Origin of the sequence: Streptomyces katrae (assembly GCF_000966975.1) — a bacterium.
GTDB lineage: Bacteria > Actinomycetota > Actinomycetes > Streptomycetales > Streptomycetaceae > Streptomyces > Streptomyces katrae.
In genome coordinates, this window is the sequence record NZ_JZWV01000258.1 from 1 (window position 1) to 328 (window position 328).

Genomic DNA, 328 nt, shown 5'->3' on the forward strand with positions numbered 1-328 from the left:
GCCCCGTCCAGCGCTTGCGGGTCGCGCGCCCGGGGTGGTTACAAGGGGCGAAGTCTTGCCGAAAGCGACTCCAGCGGCCGACGGCTGTCCTATGCTGCGTGATCACCGACTCCACCGAGAGGAAGCCACCATGGCCGCGGAGAACACGCCCACGACCCCTGAACCCACCGAGCAGGAAACCCCCTCGGTTGCAGAGAGCCCCGCACTGGCCGCCCCCGCGACCAGGACAGGAGGCCACAAGGTCGGCCTCGCCCTCGAACTGGAGCCCTGAGCCAAGCCGCAACGGTGGGCCGGCAGCTCTGCCGACGGGCAGCCGATCGCCGCAAGA

General features: G+C 70.1%; 1 protein-coding gene. It reads left to right on the plus strand.

What is annotated here, in order from left to right:
* Positions 1 to 130: 130 nt before the first annotated feature.
* On the plus strand, positions 131 to 271 hold the full coding sequence (locus tag VR44_RS44930) for a hypothetical protein (RefSeq protein WP_157880268.1): 141 nt from the start codon (positions 131 to 133) through the stop codon (positions 269 to 271).
* Positions 272 to 328: the final 57 nt, after the last annotated feature.

What these genes read in the sequence shown, in the direction of transcription:
- VR44_RS44930 (WP_157880268.1), top strand. Translation starts at nt 131, where the DNA reads ATGGCCGCGGAGAACACGCCCACGACCCCTGAACCCACCGAGCAGGAA.